Origin of the sequence: Exiguobacterium sp. USCH10, from assembly GCF_037619445.1 — a bacterium.
Lineage (GTDB): Bacteria > Bacillota > Bacilli > Exiguobacteriales > Exiguobacteriaceae > Exiguobacterium > Exiguobacterium aestuarii_A.
Map to the genome: position 1 here is coordinate 190944 of NZ_JAQPZO010000002.1, position 19368 is coordinate 210311.

A 19368-nucleotide genomic window follows, 5' to 3' on the forward strand; every position below is an offset into this window, starting at 1 on the left:
CGACTCACTATTTGGCATACTGAAGAGAGAAAGTGAGGGGTTCTTATGGCCTGGATATTTGCCGTCAGCGGTTTGATTATTTTACTCGTCCTCATCGCATCCATCGTCGTCATTCAAAAAGGATATGCCTACAAAGATAACAAAGACGACATCGTTCTAGACTATGACGAAATCAATCGTCGCATCGAGTCTGACCAAAAACAAGAAAAGACTGACAAGACAGAAGGGCCGCTTTAATACGCGACCCTTCTTTTATTTGAATTCGAATCGGAGCGTCCCTTTTTCAAGATATAAAGAAGCATTGAACGTCTTCTCGCCTTTTTTGAACGTATGCACGTTCGATTGACCTCCGTTGATCATTTGCTTCAACTCATCTTTCACCAGTCCGACACCAAGTACTTGTTTGGAGACGGTGAAGCGACATCCTTCCCGGTAACCACTACAACCGATGAACTTCGGATGCTCAACGAGGGCTTTGCCACAATTCGGACAGACTCCAAACGAGGGTTTCGGTCGAGTCGCTCCTTTTTTCCCGTAACGCTTCGCCTCAATCGTATAACCTTCCGGGTTTGCTGCCTCGACTCGTGACTTCGCCTCTTCAACCAAATGAATCGACATCTTTTTCGCTTGTTCTATGAACTCAGCGGCAGATGCCGATGCTTGGCCGATTTCGTGAAGGCGTTTCTCCCATTTCGCCGTCATGACAGGCGATGCTAAAATACTGTCCCCAAGCACATCAATCAAGAGACGTCCTTTGTCTGTCGGAACGAGCTCTTTTTTCTGAAGTTGAACATAACCGCGCTTTTTCAATCCATCGATAATGTTAGCACGTGTCGCCTCGGTGCCAAGACCTTCGACTTCTTTCATGATATGAATCAGCTCTTCGTCATCGAGCTGTTTTCCTGCGACTTTCATCGCCATGATCAGTGAACCTTCCGTATACCGCTTCGGCGGCTCCGTCTGTTTTGACAACACTTCAATTTTCTTCTCTTTCAATTCTTCGCCGATAGTCAATGCAGGAAGCTCGACGTCTTTTGATTTCATCTCGACGACTTGACGATAACCTGGACTCACGACGACGGTCCCTTTTGCCCGATATAGGTCGTTTCCATCAATCAAATCAACTGTTGTCTTCTCGAGCTTCGCCGCAGGTGCAAATGCCGCGAGAAAACGTCGGTTGATCAAATCGTACAGCTTTGCCTCATCGCCGCCGAGACGTGTGACGTCACCACAAGCTTCGGTCGGAATGATTGCGTAGTGATCACTGACCTTTTTCGCATTTACGTATCGACGATTTTTTGACGGATCCTCGGTTAAGACGTCGCGAAGACCCTCATAAGCGGCTGACTTCAGCAATCTCGCCTTCGTCTGAGGGAATAGCGTCGCTTCATCTGGGGTGACAAAGCCAGAATCTGTCCGCGGGTAACTGATCCACCCTTTCGTGTAAAGCTTTTGAGCGATATCGAGCGTCTTTTTCGCCCCGAAACCGAATCGTTTCCCTGCTTCTGCCTGAAGCCCGGATAAACTGAACCAAAATGGAGGTTGCTCCATCTTTTCTTCTTTATCGATTGTTTTGACCGTGGCGGTGCCGGAAGCTCGTTTCACGACCGCGTCTGCCTCCTCACGCGTTTTGAGTTTCGTCGTCTTTCCGAGTGTATATTTTGCTTTGAAGGTGCTCCGACCTTTTGCAAGTGTCGCCTCGACTTCAAAGTACGGTTCTGGAACGAACTGCTTGATTTCTCGTTCGCGATTGACGATCAAGGCGAGTGTCGGTGTCTGGACACGACCGAGCGAGAACACGTCCTCGATCCCAATTGTTTTCAACAAGGTCGTATATGCCCGGGATGCGTTCATGCCAACGAGCCAGTCGGCACATGCGCGACTCATCGCCTCATGATAATAAGGGACTGTTTGCTCACCCGGTAACAGTTGAGAGAATCCGCGGTCGACCGCTTGCTCCGTCAGACTCGAAATCCAAAGTCGTGCTAACGGTTTTTTGTTTCCCGCGAGTCGAAGAATTAATCGAACAATCGCCTCCCCTTCCCGCTCGGCATCCGATGCGATAATCACATCGGTGATGGAGCGGTCATGAAGCCATTTCTTGATGGCGTAAAACGGTTTTGATTTCCCTTTCGAGATTCGATAATCGAACCGTTCCGGAACAATCGGAAGTGCCTCGTATTTCCAAGACTTCCATTCAGGACGATAGTGTGACGGCTCCTGCAGTTCGCAAAGGTGACCGACCGCCCAAACGACAATCGCCCCTTCCGGGAAACGTGAGCATGGTGAGATTTCAATCTCATCTTTTCTTTTTTTAGATGGATAGGGAGCCGCCAACTTTTGAGCTTGCGATGGCTTTTCCGCGATGATTAGTCTCATAAGAACTCCTTACTTTGCCTTAAGTTTCGTGGCAAGACGTACGTGGTGGGATTGCTTCTTCTATGTATTTTACTATACCAAGTCGAGGATGGACATATCGAGAGGGGAGCATTTGTTTGTATTCCATGAATCATAGCTTGCCACACGGCTGTTTTCCGATATGATTAACAGAGAACATACATATGTGAAGGAGTGTCGTCATGTCTTACCTCATTTTATTCGCTGCCGTTTTTTTCTTGTCGACGAGCGTCTTGTTCGTCAAATGGACGTCTGCTCCAGCTGAGACAGCTGCGTTTTACCGCATGCTGATCACATGTCTCATGCTACTTCCATTCGTCGATTTCAAATCACTCATCACAACGCGATTGATGACACGATATGCTTTGTTACTTAGCGGAACGTTGCTCGCGTTTCACTTTTGGCTCTGGTTTTTATCACTCGATTATACGACAGTAGCCAGCTCCACTCTTTTTGTCACATCGAGTCCGATTTTCGTCTTAATTGGAAACGCCTTGATCTTTAAAAAGAACCCGACGCGAAAAGGATTGGCATACGCGCTCGTAGCTGTCCTCGGTGGGATGCTTGTCGCTGCAGGTGATATTCAGCTCGGACGAGAAGCACTATTTGGTGACCTGCTCGCTCTGATTGCCGCCCTCCTCATCGCAGGGTACTGGCTCGTCGGTCAACATGTCCGGACATCGATGAACACGAATACGTACTCGTTTAGCGTCTATCTCGTCGCGACGGTCGTCCTTTGCTTCATGCTCCTCGTACGCGGGACGACGTTCACGGACTTTGAAATGGTCAACTGGTGGTATTTCCTCGCCCTTGCCTTCTTCCCGACGATTTTAGGGCATAACCTGTTCAATTATGCACTCGCTCGGGTCAGTGCGACCGTCGTCAGTATTACCATCCTTGGAGAGGCCTTATGGGGAATGCTATTTGGGTACGCCTTTTTCGGTGAGCGACTCGGTCCGTTCCAGTGGCTCGGCGCCATCGTCTTGCTAGGAGGGATTTACTTGTTCCTAAAAGAAGACGCCCGCTCGACACGAGCGGACGTTTGATTATAAGTTAGTCGCTTTCGGATTTACATCATGCGTTTCTTGATCTTCTTCTGAAGGACGGAACAATAATTTACGGTCCCAGAACGCCAAGGCGACCGCCGTCAAAAACGTCATCGCATCGGCAATCGGAAACGCCAACCATACCCCGAACACTCCGAAGAACGACGGAAGTATAAAGACGAGCGGAATCGTATAGAGCGTCTGACGTGAAAGGGACAAGAACATGGCGACTCGCGCTTTCCCGAGTGACTGGTAAATCCCGTTGACGAGCATTTGAACACTCGGTAAAAACGAGACGGCGAACAAGATGTGAATCGCCGTCACGCCTCCTGCAATCAATGCCTCGTCCGTCGAGAACCATCCCATCAACGTATTCGGGAATACTTGCAAGATGAGCCAGATGATTACAGCGATTGCAATCCCAGCCCGCATCGCTGTCCATATGGTTTCACGCATACGATCGTATCTTTCGGCACCATAGTTATATCCGACAATCGGTTGCATCCCTTGGACGATACCCATGATTGGCATGCCGACGAGCGCCATGAACTTATTGATGATGGCGAAAATCGCCAACTCCTCTGTCCCACCATATGTTCCGAGCATCACGTTGACGCCAACGAACAAGATGGATTGGGACACCATCATGATGAATGAAGAGGAACCGATTGCCATAATCTCTTTCATCTCATCGAATCGTATCCGGAACTGTCGCCATTTGAAGCGCAGTTCCGTTTTTGGTTTTCGGGCGAAGAAGAATCGAAGCATCAAAATGGAACCGATGACTTGAGCGAGTGCCGTCGAAGTCGCTGCACCATACATCCCCCAGTCGAACGTGAAGATGAACAGTGGCGTCGTCACGAGGTTGACGAGAACGGTCGTCAACATGACCTTCATATGATACGGTGCCTGACCTTCGGCACGAACCATCGCACTCGAAGCAAGCGTGAACATAAAGAATGGTGAGCTGATCAAGACAACCGATAAGTACTGTCGACTGAGCTCCATAATCTCGGACGTCGCCCCGAAGACCATTAAAATCTCATCCAACATAAAGAAGGCGGAACTCACCGCGAGGGCAGCAAACAACCCGACGAGGACGAGCACGTTCAAAAATGTGACAGCCGCACCGGCATCGTCACCTCTCCCTAACTTCCTAGAACTGATGGAGGCGCCACCGAGACCAACAGCACTCGACACGGCCATTAAGATCATCTGTATGGGAAACGCAATCCCGATGGCAGCGACGGCCGAAGCTCCAATGCCACGAGCGACAAAAATCGTATCAATGATATTGTAGAGCGCCGTCACGAGCATCCCGATCATCGCGGGTAGCGATAACTTAAACAGGAGTCGGCCGATGGGCTCTGTCCGCAATTGCTCCGTATTTTGGTTCATCCTTCCATCCCTCCGTCTCTATCTCTTAGGGTAGCAGGATTAGACAGTTCGGGCGACTATGTTGGCTCGGTGGATGTGTCAGGCGAGGACGCGTGCCGGGACCCCTTTTCGCTTGCGCATGATGTAATCGGTCGCAACGGGTTTTTCCACTTTAACTCGAATCGTCATCATCGCTTGGTTGGCGGATTCAATCGGTTGACCTTCTACATCCTCAATCGTCTCGATGATTTGGGAGAAACGGACGAATCCAGGTCCGAAAAATTCAACTTCTTCACCGATTGAGAAGTGATTTCGTTGTTCGAGTGTCGCCATCCCGCTCGACGGGTCGTATGCGATGACACGTGCGGCAAATGCGTACTGAGGAATCGAACGCGGTTTCCCAAACAATTGTTCTTTCTCGGTCGGAATCCCGTAATAGAAACCACTCGCGAGTTCTCGCTGTGCCGCTTTCCAAATCTCTTCTTCCCAAGCCGGGTCGAAGACAAAGTTCTCAGGATCTTCACAGTATGCGTCAATCACTTGTCGATACACGTTACACACGGTCGCGACGTAGTGAATCGATTTCATTCGTCCTTCGACTTTCAAACTGTCGACTCCAGCGTCCACCAAGTCGGGAATATGTCGGACCATCGATAAATCGACCGAACTCATCGAGAACGGCTCTTCATCACGTGCCTCCATCTCTTCCGTCAAGAGATTACCCTCTTCAAAGAAGCCATATTTCCAACGACACGACTGGGCACAGCCACCTCGATTGGCATCCCGCAATGTCATATGATTCGACAGTGTACAACGACCGGAGTATGAGATACACATCGCACCATGGACAAACGTCTCGATTTCGACATCGACTTCTTGTTTCATTTGCACAATCTCATCCATCGATACTTCACGTGCCAATACGACCCGTTCGAGTCCTTCTTCTTTCCAAAAACGAAGCGTCTCGTAGTTCGTCGCAGAAGCTTGTGTCGACAGGTGAACCGGTAAGCCCTCCGCTTCTGTGAGACACGTCTCAATCATGGCAGGGTCAGAGACGATCACTGCGTCAATCCCGATATCACGGAGCGTGCGGAAGAAGTCACCAGCTCCTTCGATATCCCCTTCATGCGTCACCATGTTTGCAGCGACATATACTTTCGCCCCGCGAGCATGTGCGAAAGCCACACCTTCACGCATCTCGTCATAGCTGAAGTTACCGGCACGCGAACGTAACCCGAATTGTTGACCACCGATATAGACCGCATCGGCACCATAATGAATCGCCATCTTCAGTTTCTCTAAGTTTCCTGCTGGCGCTAATAATTCTGGACGTTGTTTCATCTTGATCCCTCACTTGATCTCTTCTGGTTTACGTAACAATAATCCCGTTCCGAGTCGAAACGCTTCCGGTTGTAATTCTCTGAGGCGGTGTTCCATCTCGATTCGGTCGAATTGACCATTCAATAGATTCGCCCGCGCGATGGTAAACAACTGAACGATTTCAACAAACTGTTCTCCCGCGTGCCAGCCATCAAGTTTCCATGTGTGAAGGCCGTTTTTGACTAACGTCGGTAGCTGACCCATAAGCGTCAAATCTTCTGAGAAAATATGCGTGCCATTCTCGTCCTCGTAGATAGGATAACGACTCGCCGCATCTGCTGGCTCACTCATATAAAACTCACGTTGTTTCGCCTCTTCAGAAGGGCGTCCAAGCTCATTGAAATAGTTCGTCACGAGCGGTCGCTTCGAATGATGGATACACGTCGGACCGTACACTTGTACTTCAACGGGGAGACCGATTTGTTGCTGAATCAACACCAATTCCTCGAGAGTAACTTCTCGCGCAACGACGGCTCCGATGGCCTCACGTTTCCCCCAGAACTGAATCTGTTTAGCGGACGTGACGAGCGTTTGGGCATCGTACCAATATGGGATTTTCGCTTGACGGATCAAATGGATGGCCCCGGGATCCCCAGCTGTCACATCGTCGACGCCAATCGCTTTCAACGTTTGCAAATAATCCGGCAATTCTTGAATGTGGTCGTTATGCATCAAATTGTTTATGGCCACCGTCACTTCTTTTCCGTATCGATGGGCAAGCTGTGTGACTTCCCTCACAGCATCGATTGTCCAGTCTCCCTTTTGTCGCAAGCCGAACCTAGAATTCCCGATATACAATCGGTCCGTACCCGCTTTAATTAACGCTTCTGCTTGTTCGACGCTTTGCGCCGTAGTGACGAGCTGAATCATCATATTTGTTCTTCTCCCTACTTTGTGAGTCTAATCACATTTTCTTGCTATACTTTAGCATAGGATTGAATGTGCAAACGGGGCAGGATTTTAACAACTCGTGAAGAATTCAGTAACAATGTATGACTTTTCATTAAAGGAGTGGATCACGTTGTCAAAGACAGCTTTAATTACCGGCGCCTCGATGGGCATCGGTTTAGACTTGGCCGTACTCGCCGCACGAGACGGGTACGACTGTATTCTCGTATCCCGAAACGAACCTCGTTTACACGAACTGAAAAAAGTCCTTGAAACGAGATATCGAATCAATGTACATGTCTTCGCGCTCGATTTGGCGAAACATGACGCTGCCAAACAATTGACCTCGATGATTGAAGAAGCCGGACTAACCGTCGACTTTTTAATTAACAATGCTGGATTTGGAACGTCTGGTGCGTTCGCTGACCTCGATGCCGAGACGGAGGCGGACGAAGTACGATTGAACGTCAACACATTGACGGAACTGACAAAGGCCTATCTACCGGGTATGCTCGAACGAAATCACGGCTATGTGCTAAACGTCGCTTCTGTCGCTGCGTTCCAACCCGGTCCGTATATGGCCGTCTACTATGCGACGAAGGCTTATGTCCTCTCACTTACCGAGGCGCTGCATGCCGAAGTGAAAGGGAGCGGTGTTCACGTCAGCGTCCTCTGCCCTGGCCCGACAGATACGAATTTCTTTGATCGCGCCGGTAGTGAATTGTCCTTCTCAAAAATGCCATCTCACCTCGTCGCCTTCTTCGGTTATAAAGGTGTCATGAATAATAAGCGCGTGATTGTGCCTGGCCTCTCGAATCAACTCCTAGTCGGGGTGGCTAAGTTGATGCCACGTGCTCTCAGTCTCGAACTATTGCGTCGTGTCCAAAAACCAGCAGACGTGTCAGCCGCTGAATCAACGACATAAAAAAAGGAGCGACCGTCGCCGGTCGCTCCTATTAAGATTCTGAATGTAATCGCGAGACGCTTACGAGCCGATGTAAAAAGACACCTGCTGGAATCATCGTCATGAGCGCTGTCGAGAGGACGACTCCCCACGCAAGCACAGCATCTAGTGACCATTCACCAGAGGTCAATTGATCCATCACGCTCAACTGTTCTACTGATAGAACAATCATCAGCGCTGGCCATACACTTGCCGCTAGAATGCTTAGCATGGCGAAACGGGCCCTCGTATAACGTTTCACTAAAAGAACAAGATTTAACAAGATAAACAACAACCCTACGAGTAGAAACATGCCGACTTCAGTAATGTTAATATATGCACTCATCCGTCGTTCACCTCACTCAATATGATAGGAATATTGTATATTTACCCGAGTTGATGAAGGAATATGCGCTCAAATAACGGACGAATCATGATTAAAAAGACGACATTCGAAATACCGTGGGCCAGATCAAATGGAAAACTGAGTAACAACAACTTCACGACATCCGTACCGACCACTTCAATGAACGCCAAGTTTGTCGTCCACCCGTATAAAAAACCTGATAGTAAACCAAAAAGTAAGAAAAGGGTTTTCGACCTCAGTAGGATTGGACGAAATAGATGGACGAGCACAACGACAAGAAGCCACCCTAAAAATTGAAAAAATACAAACGGACCAATCCCGAGCAATAGTCCTGACAAAATCGGGACAAAGAGCGCAAGGATAGCGGCTCCGTTCAAACTGACCAGTAAGGCCGTCAACATAATCATGGCCGTCGTTGGTTGAACATTCGGTATCGTCATAAAGAGCCAGCGTCCGATGACCGCAAGTGCTAACAATTGAACGAGTGGTTGAATCGGGATTCTAGATTTTTCGAACCGGTACAACACGACGATCGCGATCAGGATGGCGAAGACGTATGTGACCATAAGGTGCTCCGATCTTGAAAAAGGTTCCGATCGCCTTGAAAGACGACTTGACCGCTCGCTAGATAAATCACATCCGTCGCAACCTGTATGAGGCCCATGTCATGTGTTGCACAGATGACGCGGGCCGACTTTGCTTTTTGTTGAAGCGCATCAAAGAACGCATCCCGCTCTCCCCTCGTCAAATCCACGGTCGGTTCATCGAGTAAAAGGACACTCGACGGATCGTGTAGGACGGATTGAAGTTGGGCGACCCGTCGCTTCCCTTCTTGTGGGAACGGACCCACTTCTGGATTGGCAGGAAGATAGACTGCTCGTTCTCCCTTTTTCACTCGCCCCTGAAGTGGACGTCTACTTCTAGCTAATAGTTCGAGTAAAGTTGACTTCCCACTTCCGTTCGTCCCGACACAAACTGTGAGTCCAGGCTCAGTCATCTGAACTGTCACATGATCAATCGCATAGGTCGCTTGCAGAGGATGCCGATAAGATACGTCGGTCGCATCGATGGAAGGTGTCGTTTCCGATTCGTTGAACGTGAACGTTGTTTCTCCTGAGGGTTCTTTCGCTCGCTCAGTATAACCGATTTGTACCCCGATTCCAGAAATACGGCGGAGCAACATCTCTAAATGCTCTCTACGAAATTGATCGAGATGCCGAAATGGTTCAATCAGGACGATGGAGTCCGGTCGATTTAACAGGGCGTAGGCGACTCGAACAATCTGTTGTTCTCCACTCGAACATGCATCAAACCGCTTCGGATAAAGCGCGTCGATTTGTAATAGTGTAGCGAGTTCCGCCCCTCGAAAAGGATCGACACTCGAAAGTAAGTGCCCAACCTTTCCTGAGAACGATTGCGTCATCTCGATCACGTACGGGCGGTAACGTTCGACGTATTGCTCGAACGAACCGTCAACGGTAGATAACCATTGCATCACGCATCCCTCCTTTCGTGAGATAAGGATAAATCAGCCAAAGTCCGACAAACAGATGAAGTGAGGAAAAACAAATGATTACGATGAGGACGATTTGCAACAAATCCTCTAAACGAAAGCGCCGTATCGGGTCAACCGCAAACTTCGGCTCAGTTTGCTGACTTTCAATCCCGATTTGCACACCCTCTCGCCAAGATGCCCTCGGATGACTCCTGACTGCCTGACGTACCGCATGCTCCATTGACGGAATGAGTGCCCATGCGCCGTATAAGAGTGAAGACGACCGTGGCCATTTCGATAAGAGCGGGAGCAATCGTTCGAGACGAATGATGCGTGCAATCCATAACATCCCGAGTAAAAAGGCAGCCAATTTCAAAAGCTGACGCCATATGTATGAATAAGAAATTTCCCAACCAATCAGGATGGGCATGATTGAAATCAACCCAAACGCAATCAGTATGGATAGCATTGACCAAGGGAAACGACGTTCAATGATAAGTAGCAAGAGGAGTCCGACCACAAAAAGAGTGACGTCTTCGACATTCATTAATATGTAAAGGTGACAGAAGAGATAGAAAAGGAGCGTGACAGGATGTCTCCGCTCCCAATCTGCCTCATTCGAAGAAAGCCACTGCATCTTCTTCGAACCGCCATTGAATGACATCCGTCGATTCCACTTCTTTGGCGCCCGCACCTTCATCCCCGGGTGCACCGTTGAAAGCAAATACCCATCCTGACGATTGTCCTTCAGATTTTTCTTCGATTCCTTCGATTGCCGTCACATAGGACATATCACCACTCCCTGTCACCTCAAGGTCGAGTCCTGTTGCTTTTAATGCATCGAGAACAGTCGCATCCTCTTCTAAGCAGACACTTTTCTCTTGATAGAGCGTTTCCTCAGTCGCTGCGTTATAGACCGAAATAGTCGGACTCACTCCGCACGATTCTTGCTGCGCCTCTTCCCCGCCACATCCGGCAAGAAGCGCCGTCGCTAGTAGAGCAATCGTTACATATGATTTCATTGGTCTGTCAAATCCTCTCGTTGGTGTATCGAATAATTGTAAAGAATCGCATAGCGCTCACCTGTGCTACGTCCCTCTTGCGTCAGTCCGACGAGCTGAATACTGTTAGCAAGGACGGGTTCACGTTGTAGCCAGAACTTAACGAGTTCATTGTCACGGTTGATCATGAGCATCGACTCATTCTCGAACGTATACATATCATACAGCCCATCGTAAGAGAGTTGTAAGATTGGGGCGGCTATGACATCTGTATATTCTTCCCATGAAGGTTCCCTTAAAGTAGACAACATATGGTCAAATTCGACGAGCTTTTCAAAGAATGCCTGACCTGATTCTTTTCGTAATTCATCGACCTGTTCATAAGATAATTGTCCGTCTGCGTACGTCACGCGAATTTGTTGGAACGATTCGGCTCGTTCGACCATCAGCAAATATTCAATCGTTTGGACGTTCCCTTCCCGATTAATTTGAAGCTTACCTCGGTCAAGTTTGATGGAGTCACTGTTGACTCGTTGCAAAATTTTCTCTGTCATCTCGTCGAAAGATTCATCCGTGACGGAGACGACGCCAATTTGTTGCGATTCCGCACGAAATCCAGATTGGTCAAACAAGGGTACGAATAATAAGACGATAAAAAAGAAAAATCCTAAAAGCGCTCCATACCATTTATAGCGGCTGTTCTGTTTCGGGAAGAATAAAAAAGACAATAAAAACCCGATTGGGATATGAAATCCGCCGATTGGGAACGAAACAATGCCAAGCAGTGAATAAAATAAGAACTTCGGAAAGAAATTGGCTTCCGGTTCTTTCAATTGGTTTAAGCGAACACCTAACAGGACGCTGATCACTAAAAACGCGGCCCAAACATAGAGTTGAATGGTCACATCAATCCCCCACTGTATATTCTAGAAAGTCGGTCGCAACTAAACTCGATGGAAAATCCGAAACGACCTCTTGTTCAAATTCTTCCTCTCGTCCGACATAGCGAGCGGAAATATGTGTGACAATCAATTGGCCGACCGCAGACGCTTTCGCAAGTGTAGTCGCCTCACGCGTCGTCGAGTGACCATATTTTCGGGCGAGCGGTTGTTCACTTTCCATGAATGTCGCCTCATGAACGAGGAGGTCGGCCCCTTCTGCTAACAATCGCGCGTTCTCGCATGGCGTCGTGTCCCCAAGAATCGCAACGATTTTGCCCGGAGTCGGTTCAGTGACGTATTCTTTAGAATCGTACCATTTTCCTTCATATTCGAACCGTTCTTGTTCTTTGATTGTTTTATAGATGGGTCCACTTGGGATTCCAAGCTCTCTTACCCGATCGACGCGCAATGTTCCCGGTTTTTCCGGGCCTGTGACACGAAACCCGTAAGAAGGGAACCGATGCTCTAATTTTCGCACAGTGATCTTATGACCGTCTTGCTCAAATGTGTCTCCGTCCGTGAATTCAATGACGTTCAACTCATAACCGAGATGAGAACCTGTGACGCGAAGTGTCGCTTCGAGCCATTTTTTCAATCCTTTCGGACCATAAACCGTGAGGGGATCCGTTCCGTCTAGCGCAGAGCGGGTCGATAAAAATCCAGGTAATCCGAACATATGGTCACCGTGCAAATGTGTCACCCATACCGCTGTCACTTTACGTGGTTTGACTTTCGTGTAGAGCATCTGATGTTGCGTCCCTTCACCACAGTCGACCAACCAGGTGACTTTCGGTAGAACGAGCGCAAGACCTGACACGTTGCGTTGTTTCGATGGCATACCCGAACCAGTTCCTAAAAACTGTAACTTCATAAATAAATTAGTCCTTTCTTCAAGTCCGTTCCATGCTATACTTGTGGTAATCGCTGAAAAGGATGTGATTTGTGATGACCAAGGCAGAACAACCCGAATCCATTTACGAGACGATTCGAGACCGTGCGGCTTTGATAAATCGCTTGCACCAACAGGAACAAGGCACCTCTATCCGCATTCACGACATAGCGATCGAACTTCATTGCACAGACGAGTTGATTTTGGAGTCTCTGGAGTTCGCAGCATAACGAGTACGAACACATACGAAGAGCCGACGAATGGTCGGCTCTTTTTTTATTACTTGGGTGATGCGACTTCTTCAACGATTGTGACGACATACTCGACGAGTTTATATAGCTCTTCAAGTGGCATCCGCTCGTTCGTCGTATGAATTTCTTCATAACCGACCGCTAAGTTGACTGTCGGAATCCCGCCACCGGCGATGACGTTCGCATCTGAACCCCCACCTGAGTGCAAGATTCGTGTCGGACGTCCGATTGTCGCCGCCGCACGTTTTGCGACCTCGACAACTTCATCGCCTTCTTCAAACTTGAATCCCGGGTACATGATGTCGATATCGACTTCAGCACGACCACCGAACGACTCCGCCACTTCGATATAGGCTTGCTTCATCGTTTCCGCCTGTTTCTCCATCTTCTCATGAATGAGCGAACGAGCCTCAGCGAGTACTTCGACATAGTCACAAACGATGTTTGTGGCACGTCCCCCTTCGAAGCGTCCGATGTTCGCCGTTGTTTCTTCATCGATTCGACCGAGTGGCATCTTCGCGATGGCTTTTGCTGCGATTTGAATCGCTGAAATCCCTTTTTCAGGAGCGACACCCGCATGAGCCGTCTTTCCATAAATCTTCGCGTTCACTTTCGCTTGTGTCGGTGCCGCGACGATGATGTCGCCGACTGGACCGTCCGAGTCAAGTGCAAAACCGAACTTCGCGTCGATTTTTGATAAATCCAAGACTTTCGCCCCGACGAGTCCTGATTCTTCCCCGACCGTAATCACGAATTGAATCTGACCGTGTGGAATCTGTTTTTCGTTCAACACGCGAACAAGCTCAATCATCGCCGTGAGACCTGTCTTATCATCCGCTCCGAGAATCGTTGTACCATCCGTGACGACATAACCATCTTTGATGCTCGTCTTGATTCCCTTACCAGGTGTCACAGTATCCATATGAGCTGTGAAGTAAATCGGATCAACATTCTCTTTCGTTGCAGGCAACGTGATGATCAAATTGTTACCAGAATGTGCTGTCTTCGTTGATGCATCGTCTTCATACACATCACATCCAAGCTCTGTGAATACCGCTTTCAAGTGTTCACAAATGACAGCTTCTTCCTTCGTTTCTGAATCGATGCCGACCAATCCTAAAAATGTGTCGAGCACACGTGTCTCGTTTACCATAAACAACATCCCTCCATCCAAACATTTCTTGACCATTATAACAAACTCCCTTAGATTGCACGAATCTTTTCCATTCTGTACAATGATGGCAAACACGTACATGGAGGCAAGTTATGAAGAAAAAGCAAAAAAGACGACAACGCATCATTCAAATTGGCGTCATCGTCATCGTCTCAATCTTTTTGATCAGCACGTTTCTCTCGAGCATGACCATGTTCTTTTAAGAGCAAAATATAGCGTTCTTTCAAGATCAAGTAACTCTTCACATCCGATAAAATATTCAACAAGGATGAACGTACCTCAAATTCTTCACGTGTTGTGGGGAGAGGTACGTTTTTTCGATAATGTTCAATCATTTCTTCAAGTTCTTGAAGAAAGACGGAAGCGTCCGCCTGCTCGTTCACATGATCCCCGACGCGACGCAAAAATGTTGCAACAGGTTTTGCTTCATTGACGACCATGGTGATTTCTCTTGCGTTATCAGCGACCCGCTTCAAAATATCGTATTGTCGCTCCCGCATTCTGAAGTATAGATAGTCCATGTCTTCATTCCGCTTCCCGATGGAGTTACCCATACGTCGAAGGGCCAAATCTCTCCCTTCTTTCAAATAGTCCCGTGTTTTGATGAGCATCATCGAATGATTGTTATACACACCGGTCTCGACACATGCGGCTACATCGTAAAAAAGTACGGCAAGCGATTGATCGATACTATCTTTGATTCGCTCGATTTCACGGTCTAGCGTCGGCATATACATGTTGACGACGAGTCCGACCCCGACACCAATCGCGATGAGCAATAACTCGTTGATGAACAATTCAAGCGAGAACTGCGCCTCGGTATAAAGATGCGTCAAGATCACGACACTCGTAATGAGTCCATCTTGCAGTTTCAGTTGTTGTACGAGCGGAATGAAGATGACAAAATAAAGTGTGAGCGTCACCGGTGAATAACCGAGTAACGTAAACATCGCGGCGCCCATCCCGATGGCGAGAAGACTCGCCATGACGCGCTCATACGAGGCACGAATAGATTTCTTGCGTGTCTCTTGAATACTCAAAATGGCGATAATGGCAGCAAATACAAAATAATCAAGATGAATCGTCTCGGAAATGAGCATTGCGATACCCGCTGCGACCGCGGTTTTTAACGTCCGCGTTCCAATTTTCATACTGATTTCCCCCTTCTCCATCAAATTGTTGACTAAATCAACTCGTTTGGCAATTCAAAAGTTTGGAAGTGATCTGATTGAAACGAAAGAAAAAACGTACGATTTGGCCGATGATTGCGACACTCGCTCTCGCCATCGCCGCATTTTTATGGATACAGACCGGTCGTGAAGACACATATACTGTCGAAACCGTCACGAACGGGGACCGTGTCACACGGTCGTTCGAATCTCTTGCTGAGGCAAAACGCTATATGGCAGCGGGAAACAACCGCACCTTATTCTCTCCTTCTGGAGAAGTTCTCGACTTCACAGGCACCGGTGTGGTCGTGACTCCAAGCGATGCCATCACGAACCTTTACGAAGATCAATCGTTTAAAAAACGTCAGTCTTATGTCGCTGGTGGTACAAGACTTCAACTCCTTGAACGAGGAGAAGACCATTTGAAAGTACGCATATCAGGCGCAGACGTCTACGTAAAACCGGATCAGATGGCATTGTTCCCAGAAGCCGTCGTGGAAAGACGTGGTTACTACGAGATTCGAGATGGTGATGTGTATCATTCCGTTGAGGCGAATGCGAATCTCGCCGGCACGTTTCTTGTCGGACCGACAGAAAAACGCTCAAATGATCGTTTTTATACGGAACGTGTCCGAGACGTCTTCGACTCTCCCTATCAATTCGCTTCGATCCGATCATCGTCACCGTATTCCGCCAAAGCGTTCGATCAATATTTACAATCTATCGACTCTCCACTCGCTGGAGAGGGCGACGCCTTCAAACGTGCGGAAGAAACGTATGGCATCAATGCCTTATTCCTACTCGCTGTAGCCGGTCATGAGTCGAGGTTTGGGACGTCCGACATCGCACGGGAAAAGCGTAACTTGTTCGGATTTCGTGCAACAGATGACGACCCGAGCGGCAATGCCACAACCTTTGAGACGGTTGAAGCGAGCGTTGACGCGGCTGCCGAACTGTTCGCCACAAAATATGTAAAAGGTCCATACGCACGCGGAGATTACCCTGGTAACAAACAAGAAGGAATTAACATCTTCTACGCCTCAGACCCGTATTGGGGTGAGAAGGTCGCCGGTACGATGTATGCAATCGATCGCGAACTTGGCTTGGAACAATTGAAACAAATGAAATGAACAGTAGCCCGACTCAAATGAGTCGGGCTGATTGATGTATCATTGATTCATAGAGTATCCTTCACTTCTTTTTCGTAAAGCTCGATGAGTAGATTATTGTCGAGCACTTGCTCACTTGACTCTTCGTATCGTTCCGTGATGAGTGGGATCAGTCTTTCCCATACGACCCATTTCATATATTGATCTCGATCATAATTATGATTCAGCTCATATACACTCATTTCTTTTGCCTCGGCATACCGTCTTTGTGACTCGACTACCTCCGCATCAGGTCCTCGTTCAATCCAACCATCGACTTCTTCATCTGTTACGACGACCCCATACTCGTCTTTCGCATGAGTCAACCAAGCACGTTCAAAATCAGCTTGCTCTGTAGCGCGCGTTATGAGTTTGTTCACATCAATGCTTTCATCAAACAGTTTCATCTCCACATACATTCGTTCTGCCAACTTCCGTTCGAAATCGTTTTTGATTTGCGGGGCCACATTGCGTTGGAAATCAGTTAAAATACCTTTTAGTTCGCCCACAGTCATTTCAGGAACGGCCTTTGTTTCGACTTGAGAATTCGTCACCTTTTCAATCGGTTCGGGCAAATCATCATCTCTCATATTCGTAAAAACGAGCGCTATCACAACTAGAATACTGAAAATAGATATCCCCATCAGTCGCCTCATGGTTTAGCAGCTCCCTCCAATTGATTGACATCATCTTACGCACTTCAATCGTATCATATTCTATATACGCATCTTGTCGAAGAAATGATTCAACACCAAATGACATCTGATTGAAGGAATTTCAAATCAGAAGACGAATACATAGAATGAACGACCATTCATTTTCAAGGGGGAATCAATATGAAAACGATTTGGATTACCGGGGGATCGTCTGGTATGGGGAAAGCCATGGCATTAAAATTTAAGCAAGAAGGATGGAATGTCGCCATCAGTGGTCGAAACGAGGAACGACTACTAGAAGCGATGGACGAACTGAACGCTATTGAAGCAGGTCAAGCGATGAGTGTGCAGCATGATGTTCGTGATTATGAAGGATGCGCTCAAGCACTCGCTGACATCGTATCCGCTTACGGACCGGTTCACGCACTCGTCAACAACGCGGCAGGTAATTTCGTCTGTCCGACACTTGATTTGTCTCCGAACGGTTGGGCGAGCGTCATTGACATCGTCTTGAACGGCACATTCAACTGCACTCATGTTCTCGGGAAACATTGGGAAGCAGAAGAATTACGAGGCGGGTCAATCATTAACATGGTCGCCTCGTATGCATGGCAAGCAGGTCCTGGTGTCGCACCGAGTGCGGCAGCGAAAGCAGGCGTCCTCAATTTGACGAGAACGCTCGCAGTCGAATGGGGCTATCAGTTCGGGGCCCGTGTCAATGCGATCAGCCCAGGACCGATTGAACGGACAGGCGGCGCGGAAAAACTCGTGTCTCATGTGAAAGAAGTAGAGCGGATTCGCCGCAACGTCCCGCTCGGACGCTTTGGGACACCGGAAGAAATCGCCGACTTGGCCTTTTGGATGGCCTCTGACGAGATGCGTTATTTAAACGGGGATTGTATTTCTCTTGACGGCGGCCACTGGCTCAATAAACATCCATTTTAATCAAAAGGACGACCGAGACATGCATCCCGGTCGTCCTTTTAAACGTCTACTCCATCCCACTCTTCGTGAAATTGCACCAAAAAGCGCTCCATGAACACATGACGTGACATCGCCAATTGTTTCGCTTTTACGGTGTGCATCCTAGACGCCAGTTTCAACAATTTATCTTGAAAATGTTGAATGGCACTCTGATCTGACAAATCGAGCGGTGTTCCGCGAGAACCAGCGTATTGGAACGTTCGCGCAATCCCAATGGCTCCGATGGCATCAAGACGATCGGCGTCCTGCAAAATTTCACTTTCGCGAGTCGTTGGTTGCCTTCCTTTTGAGAAAGACACTTCATCAATTAAAGTCAGCACCAAGTTTGCTTGCTCTTCAGTGATTTCTAGAGAAGTCAAATGTTGATTGATGAGTCCTTTCGGTCGACCGAACTTATGGTCTTCCACGTCATGTAAATATGCAGCAAGGATGAGCACTGTCTCGTCGACAGGCTCATCCTTCATCAAGCGCTCCACCAGTCGGACGACGCGCTCAATATGAGCGGTGTCATGCCCTGTATGGTCTTCTGCATGAATTTGTTCGACGAACGTTTTCGTCGCTTGTATCATATCCACGCTTAAATCTCGATCGTCGTGTTCGGTTCAATCAAAAGACCACGGCGATGTAACTGGTCGCAGAATGCTTGAGCGTCCTGCTTGATTGGCGGGAACGTATCAAAGTGGATTGGGACGACCCGTTTGGCTTGGAGCCACTGCGCCGCGTCTAATGCATCTGCAGGTCCCATCGTAAAATTGTCTCCGATTGGAAGGAAGGCGACATCGATTTCGAAACGTTCTCCGTACATTTTCATATCCGAGAACAGGCTCGTATCCCCAGCGTGATAGAGCGTCAGCTCATTCGTCTCAATGATGAATCCAGCTGGCATTCCCATATAGATCGGTGTGTCACCCATATCGAAACTCGAGCTATGAAAGGCTTGCGTCATCGTGACGCGTCCGAACGGGAAGGCGTGTCCGCCACCGATGTTCATTCCGTGTACAGAAAAACCTTTTTTCTCATAATAGGTCGCGAGCTCATGCGTCGCCACAATCGTCGCACCCGTCTCTTTCGCGATCAATTCGACATCTTCGATATGATCAAAGTGAGCATGGGTGAGCAACAAATAGTCTGGGCGTAGTGTAGAAGGGTCTACTTCCGTATGAGGGTTACTCGTCAAAAATGGATCAATCAACACGTTTACGCCATCGATCTCAAATCCTACTGTCGCGTGTCCATAATAAGTGATTTTCATGTGCATTCAT

Annotated in this window: 22 protein-coding genes; 6 read left to right on the forward strand and 16 right to left on the reverse strand. The window is 48.2% G+C overall.

All coding sequences use genetic code 11. The features are described from left to right. Nucleotides 1–45: 45 nt before the first annotated feature. Nucleotides 46–237 carry a YtzI protein gene (gene ytzI, locus PQI28_RS05535; RefSeq protein ID WP_214692862.1) on the forward strand — a complete coding sequence of 64 codons (192 nt, stop codon included), beginning with the start codon at nt 46–48 and terminating at the stop codon, nt 235–237. A gap of 15 nt (nt 238–252) precedes the next feature. Here the strand turns inward: ytzI and PQI28_RS05540 are convergent, their stop codons facing one another. Further along, the gene (locus PQI28_RS05540; protein ID WP_339962726.1) at nt 253–2379 is read right to left on the reverse strand and encodes a DNA topoisomerase III; all 2127 of its coding nucleotides are present in this window, start codon (nt 2377–2379) and stop codon (nt 253–255) included. 200 nt (nt 2380–2579) lie between these two features. On the opposite strand from PQI28_RS05540, the gene PQI28_RS05545 reads away from it, so the two are divergent. Then, the gene (locus PQI28_RS05545) at nt 2580–3443 is read left to right on the forward strand and encodes a DMT family transporter (protein ID WP_214782474.1); all 864 of its coding nucleotides are present in this window, start codon (nt 2580–2582) and stop codon (nt 3441–3443) included. On the opposite strand, the gene PQI28_RS05550 is transcribed toward PQI28_RS05545, so the two are convergent. The 3 genes from PQI28_RS05550 to PQI28_RS05560 all read right to left on the reverse strand — a co-directional run bounded on the left by PQI28_RS05550 (nt 3444) and on the right by PQI28_RS05560 (nt 7073). Further along, nucleotides 3444–4841 carry an MATE family efflux transporter gene (locus PQI28_RS05550; RefSeq protein ID WP_339962727.1) on the reverse strand — a complete coding sequence of 466 codons (1398 nt, stop codon included), beginning with the start codon at nt 4839–4841 and terminating at the stop codon, nt 3444–3446. It lies immediately after the preceding gene. A 78-nt stretch (nt 4842–4919) separates the two neighbouring features. Next, entirely contained in the window at nt 4920–6161 is a 1242-nt protein-coding gene (locus PQI28_RS05555; RefSeq protein WP_339962728.1) for a peptidase U32 family protein, read from the reverse strand. A gap of 9 nt (nt 6162–6170) precedes the next feature. Beyond that, nucleotides 6171–7073: a peptidase U32 family protein gene (locus tag PQI28_RS05560; protein ID WP_339962729.1), complete on the reverse strand. Its 903-nt coding sequence runs from the start codon at nt 7071–7073 to the stop codon at nt 6171–6173. Nucleotides 7074–7221: 148 nt separating this feature from the next. Here PQI28_RS05560 and PQI28_RS05565 point away from each other — a divergent pair, with 148 nt between their 5' ends. Beyond that, nucleotides 7222–8013, forward strand: a complete 792-nt coding sequence (locus PQI28_RS05565) for an SDR family NAD(P)-dependent oxidoreductase (protein ID WP_339962730.1) — start codon at nt 7222–7224, stop codon at nt 8011–8013. A gap of 31 nt (nt 8014–8044) precedes the next feature. On the opposite strand, the gene PQI28_RS05570 is transcribed toward PQI28_RS05565, so the two are convergent. From PQI28_RS05570 to rnz, 7 genes are read right to left on the reverse strand one after another with little or no spacing between them, the layout of a single operon-like run. Further along, the gene (locus PQI28_RS05570; protein WP_214748132.1) at nt 8045–8377 is read right to left on the reverse strand and encodes a hypothetical protein; all 333 of its coding nucleotides are present in this window, start codon (nt 8375–8377) and stop codon (nt 8045–8047) included. A 41-nt stretch (nt 8378–8418) separates the two neighbouring features. Next, complete coding sequence (locus PQI28_RS05575; RefSeq protein WP_339962732.1) at nt 8419–8964, reverse strand: hypothetical protein; 546 nt, start codon at nt 8962–8964, stop codon at nt 8419–8421. Continuing rightward, entirely contained in the window at nt 8937–9893 is a 957-nt protein-coding gene (locus PQI28_RS05580) for an ATP-binding cassette domain-containing protein (RefSeq protein WP_339962733.1), read from the reverse strand. The genes PQI28_RS05575 and PQI28_RS05580 overlap by 28 nt, the downstream gene beginning before the upstream one ends. Further along, entirely contained in the window at nt 9871–10557 is a 687-nt protein-coding gene (locus PQI28_RS05585) for a hypothetical protein (RefSeq protein ID WP_251125551.1), read from the reverse strand. The genes PQI28_RS05580 and PQI28_RS05585 overlap by 23 nt, the downstream gene beginning before the upstream one ends. After that, nucleotides 10508–10915 (reverse strand): DUF4430 domain-containing protein, encoded by a 408-nt coding sequence (locus PQI28_RS05590; RefSeq protein WP_074033270.1) that lies wholly within the window; start codon nt 10913–10915, stop codon nt 10508–10510. Before PQI28_RS05590 ends, PQI28_RS05585 begins: the two co-directional genes overlap by 50 nt. Further along, entirely contained in the window at nt 10912–11799 is an 888-nt protein-coding gene (locus PQI28_RS05595) for a hypothetical protein (RefSeq protein ID WP_214820166.1), read from the reverse strand. The genes PQI28_RS05590 and PQI28_RS05595 overlap by 4 nt, the downstream gene beginning before the upstream one ends. Nucleotide 11800: 1 nt before the next feature. Next, nucleotides 11801–12706 carry a ribonuclease Z gene (gene rnz / locus PQI28_RS05600; RefSeq protein WP_339962734.1) on the reverse strand — a complete coding sequence of 302 codons (906 nt, stop codon included), beginning with the start codon at nt 12704–12706 and terminating at the stop codon, nt 11801–11803. A 74-nt stretch (nt 12707–12780) separates the two neighbouring features. Here rnz and PQI28_RS05605 point away from each other — a divergent pair, with 74 nt between their 5' ends. After that, nucleotides 12781–12954 carry a hypothetical protein gene (locus PQI28_RS05605; protein ID WP_214748115.1) on the forward strand — a complete coding sequence of 58 codons (174 nt, stop codon included), beginning with the start codon at nt 12781–12783 and terminating at the stop codon, nt 12952–12954. A gap of 49 nt (nt 12955–13003) precedes the next feature. Here PQI28_RS05605 and PQI28_RS05610 read toward each other — a convergent pair whose 3' ends face one another. Both PQI28_RS05610 and PQI28_RS05615 read right to left on the reverse strand, forming a co-directional pair. Then, the gene (locus tag PQI28_RS05610) at nt 13004–14128 is read right to left on the reverse strand and encodes a M20/M25/M40 family metallo-hydrolase (RefSeq protein WP_224862748.1); all 1125 of its coding nucleotides are present in this window, start codon (nt 14126–14128) and stop codon (nt 13004–13006) included. Between the two features lie 173 nt (nt 14129–14301). Next, nucleotides 14302–15300, reverse strand: a complete 999-nt coding sequence (locus PQI28_RS05615; RefSeq protein WP_339962735.1) for an aromatic acid exporter family protein — start codon at nt 15298–15300, stop codon at nt 14302–14304. Nucleotides 15301–15377: 77 nt separating this feature from the next. On the opposite strand from PQI28_RS05615, the gene PQI28_RS05620 reads away from it, so the two are divergent. Next, complete coding sequence (locus tag PQI28_RS05620) at nt 15378–16448, forward strand: N-acetylglucosaminidase (protein WP_251125550.1); 1071 nt, start codon at nt 15378–15380, stop codon at nt 16446–16448. Between the two features lie 47 nt (nt 16449–16495). Here the strand turns inward: PQI28_RS05620 and PQI28_RS05625 are convergent, their stop codons facing one another. Then, nucleotides 16496–17110: a hypothetical protein gene (locus PQI28_RS05625; RefSeq protein ID WP_214782454.1), complete on the reverse strand. Its 615-nt coding sequence runs from the start codon at nt 17108–17110 to the stop codon at nt 16496–16498. 186 nt (nt 17111–17296) lie between these two features. Here PQI28_RS05625 and fadH point away from each other — a divergent pair, with 186 nt between their 5' ends. Further along, nucleotides 17297–18067, forward strand: coding sequence for a 2,4-dienoyl-CoA reductase (gene fadH, locus PQI28_RS05630; protein ID WP_224862750.1), 771 nt, complete (start codon nt 17297–17299; stop codon nt 18065–18067). 38 nt (nt 18068–18105) lie between these two features. Here the strand turns inward: fadH and PQI28_RS05635 are convergent, their stop codons facing one another. Continuing rightward, nucleotides 18106–18675: an HD domain-containing protein gene (locus PQI28_RS05635; RefSeq protein ID WP_251125590.1), complete on the reverse strand. Its 570-nt coding sequence runs from the start codon at nt 18673–18675 to the stop codon at nt 18106–18108. An 8-nt stretch (nt 18676–18683) separates the two neighbouring features. After that, on the reverse strand, nt 18684–19358 hold the full coding sequence (locus PQI28_RS05640; protein WP_214748101.1) for a metal-dependent hydrolase: 675 nt from the start codon (nt 19356–19358) through the stop codon (nt 18684–18686). Nucleotides 19359–19368 lie beyond the last annotated feature (10 nt).